Source organism: Neochlamydia sp. EPS4 (assembly GCF_000813665.1).
GTDB lineage: Bacteria > Chlamydiota > Chlamydiia > Chlamydiales > Parachlamydiaceae > Neochlamydia.
On record NZ_JSDQ01000078.1, the window covers coordinates 1 to 3,747 of the forward strand.

1 protein-coding gene and 1 pseudogene are annotated in these 3,747 nt (G+C 38.4%); both read left to right on the plus strand.

All coding sequences use genetic code 11. The features are described 5' to 3' along the window. The coding region (locus DB42_RS08005; RefSeq protein WP_044882521.1) for a tetratricopeptide repeat protein at positions 1-3,495 on the plus strand (3,495 nt) is incomplete at its 5' end. Between the two features lie 138 nt (positions 3,496-3,633). After that, positions 3,634-3,747: pseudogene (locus DB42_RS11315) on the plus strand (IS5/IS1182 family transposase); the annotation flags it as partial.

Genomic DNA, 3,747 nt, shown 5'->3' on the forward strand with positions numbered 1-3,747 from the left:
ATTAAGAAACAATTGGCTCTAGATCAGGAAACCTTAGAAAAAATTAAAAAAATTTACTGCATCTTTATTCCTTTCTATCAAGCCATGGGAGAGTTTTTAGCAGGCAATGAAAAAACACTTAAATCTTCTGATTTAGAAGATAACTCTCCAAAGACGCAAGGAGAAATACTTCAAAGGCTTTTTCAGCATACAGAAGCAAAAAAACATTTCAAATTAGCAAAAAAAGAAAATTCACATAATGTGGGGGTTTTAAGCGCGCTTAGCATTATTTACCAAGGAGAAGGTAATCTAGAAAAAGCGGCTAAATATAGCGAGAAAGCGCTTGCTATTAACCTCCGTCTTATTAATAAAAGTTTTTTACAAAAGCTAATTCTTTCCCGCCACCTGAGAAAAAATTACCCCAACCAAGACAATTTAGATAAGGCGATAGATTATAGCAGCAAAGCACTTTTCAGCGAATTTAAGGTATTTGGTAAAAATCTTACTGCGCTGGCAAGAGATTACAATAACCTTGGGCAAATCTATAAGGACCAAGGCAATTTAGAAAAAGCAGCTGAGTATGGGGAGGAAGGACTAAGGATTGGCCTTATGCTTCACGTAGAAAATCGTGTAATGGTGGCAACAGTTTACAATAACCTAGGAGCAATCTACAAAGCCCAAGGTAATTTAGACAAGGCAGTAAAATTTATCAACAAAGCGCTTGCTATTGATCTTAAGCTTTTTGGTGAAAATCATTCCTATGTGGCAAGAGATTACAATAACCTAGGACTAATCTACCAAGACCAAGGTAATTTAGAAAAAGCAGCAGAGTACAGCAGTAAAGCGCTTGTCATTAACCTTGAGATCTTTAGTGAAAATCATCCCAAGATAGCAGTCACTTACAATAACCTCGGGCAAATCTATAAAGACCAAGGCAATTTAGAGCAAGCGGCGGAATATACCCACAAAGCGCTTGTCATTATCCTTAAGCTTTTCGGTGAAGATCATCCCAACACGGTAGTTGCTTACAGCAGCCTAGGACAAATCTATGAAGACCAAGGCAATTTGGAACAAGCGGCAGAGTATAGCACCAAAGCACTTGCGATTGGCCTTAAGCTCTTTAGTGAAAATCATCCTAACGTGGCGGTCTTTTACAGCAACCTAGGACAAATCTATGGCAAGCAAGGTAATATAGACAAAGCGGCAGAGTATAGTACCAAAGCGCTTACCATTGAGCTTAAGCTTTTTGGAGAAAATCATTCCACAGTAGCAAGAAATTACTCTAACTTAGGGAGTATCTATCATGCTCAAGGTGATCTAGATAAGGCGGCAGAGTATAGCAACAAAGCGCTTGCCATACACCTTAAGCTTTTTGGTGAAAATCATCCTCGAGTAGCAATTTGTTACAGCAATTTAGGAAAAATCTACCAAGCCCAAGGCAATTTAGACAAAGCAGAAGAGTACAGCAACAAAGCGCTTGCTATTACTCTTAAACTTCATGGAGAAAATCATCCCAGGATGGCAATTTGCTACACCAATTTAGGACACATCTATCGCGAGCAAGGCAATTTAGACAAGGCAAAAGAGTACAGCAACAAAGCGCTTGCTATTACTCTTAAACTTCATGGAGAAAATCATCCCATGGCAGCTAATTGCTACGGCGATTTAGGATTAATCTACAAAGACCAAGGTAATTTAGACAAGGCGGAAGAGTATAGCAACAAAGCGCTTGCCATTCACCTTAAACTTTTCGGAGGAAATAATCTTGACGTAGCAACTGGTTACAATAACTTAGGGCAAATTTACATAGACCAAGGTAATTTAGACAAAGCAGAAGAGTATAGCAATAAAGCACTTGGCATTAATCTCAGGCTTTATGACAAAAATCATCCTAATGTAGCAACTATCTATACCAATCTAGGACACATCTATTACAAGCTAGGCAATTTAGACAAAGCAGAAGAGTATAGCAATAAAGCACTTGGCATTAATCTCAGGCTTTATGACAAAAATCATCCGAGGATAGCAATTTGTTACGGCAACTTAGGGCAAATTTACATAGACCAAGGAAATTTAGACAAGGCAGAAGATTGTAGCAAAAAAGCACTTGCTATTGACCTTAAGCATTTTGGTGAAAATCATCCCACTGTAGCAATTCATCTCGACAACCTAGGGTCAATCTACAAGGACCAAGGCAACTTAGGCAAAGCAGAAGAATATAGCAACAAAGCGCTTATCATTAACCTTAAGTTATTTGGTGAAAACCATCCTAAGGCAGCTACTTGCTATAGCAATTTAGGACAAATTTACCAAGCTCAAGGCAATTTAGACAAAGCGGCAGATTATAGCACAAAAGCCCTTGCCATTGATCTTATGCTTTTTGGTGAGAACAATCCCATAGTGGCAAGAGATTATAATAACTTAGGACTAATCTACCAAGCTCAAGTCAATTTAGACAAGGCAGAAGAGTATAGCAACAAAGCGCTTATCATTAATCTTAAGCTTTTTGGTGAAAAGCATCCTACTGTGGCAATTCGTTACAACAACCTAGGACTAATCTACAAAGACCAAGGCAATTTAAAACAAGCGGCCGAGTATAGCAGCAAAGCGCTGGCCACTGGCCTGAATGTTTTGGGTGAAATTCATCCTGAAGTAGCAATTTATTACATCAATCTAGGACAAATTTACCTAGACCAAGGAAATTTAGACAAGGCAGAAGATTGTAGCAAAAAAGCGCTTGCTATTGACCTTAAGCTTTTTGGGGGTAATCATCATCATACGGCAGTTTGTTATAACAACTTAGCATCCATCTATCAAGCTCAAGGCAATTTAGATAAAGCGGCCGAGTGTAGCAACAAAGCGCTTATCATTGATCTTAAGCTTTTTGGTGAAAATCATCCTACTGTGGCAACCTCTTACAATAATTTAGGCCAACTTTATCAAGAGCAAGGCAATTTAGACGAGGCAGCAAAGTGTATTCATAAAGCACTTGCGATTAGCCTTAAGCTTTCTGGTAAAAATCATCCCGCTGTGGCAAGAGATCACAATAATTTGGGCATCATCTACAAGGAGCAAGGTAATTCAGAACAGGCGGTTGAATATGCTAAGAAAGCTCTTGACATTGACCTTAAGCTTTTTGGTGAAAATCATCCTATGGTAGCAACCTTTTGCAATAATTTGGGCATCATTTACAAGGAGCAAGGTAATTCAGAACAGGCGGTTGAATATACTAAGAAAGCACTCGAAATTAACATTAGACGGTACGGCATAAAACATCCTACCGTAGCATTAGGTTATGATAACGTAGGGTCAATTTACCAAGAACAAGGAAATTTAGAGGAAGCAGCTAATTTTATCAATCAAGCGCTCAAAATCAATATTAAGCTATTAGGTGAGGATAATCTCACTGTATTGCTTCTTTATCACAAGCTGGCACAAATCTACAAAGCGCAAGGAAATTCCAAAAAGGCAGCTGAATATGCAAAAAAAGCGCGTGGCATTAAGCTTAAGCTATAGCGGAAAAATCACCAAAATGGCGGTTCCACTCCTGTGAAATATTTAAGATAATCCCTAAGCCTAAAATAGACCTCTTTCGAAAATGGAATAAAATGTAAATTTTAGTAAAATGGTGACTCAACATTTAAAGGAGGCACCATGAAATTTGATAAGATAGAGAAATTAGATGATGAACGATTTCGCAGATTGACAGGGGTAAAGCGTGGTACTTTTGATAAGATGGCGCAAATTTTACAGCAAGCCGATGCGGTC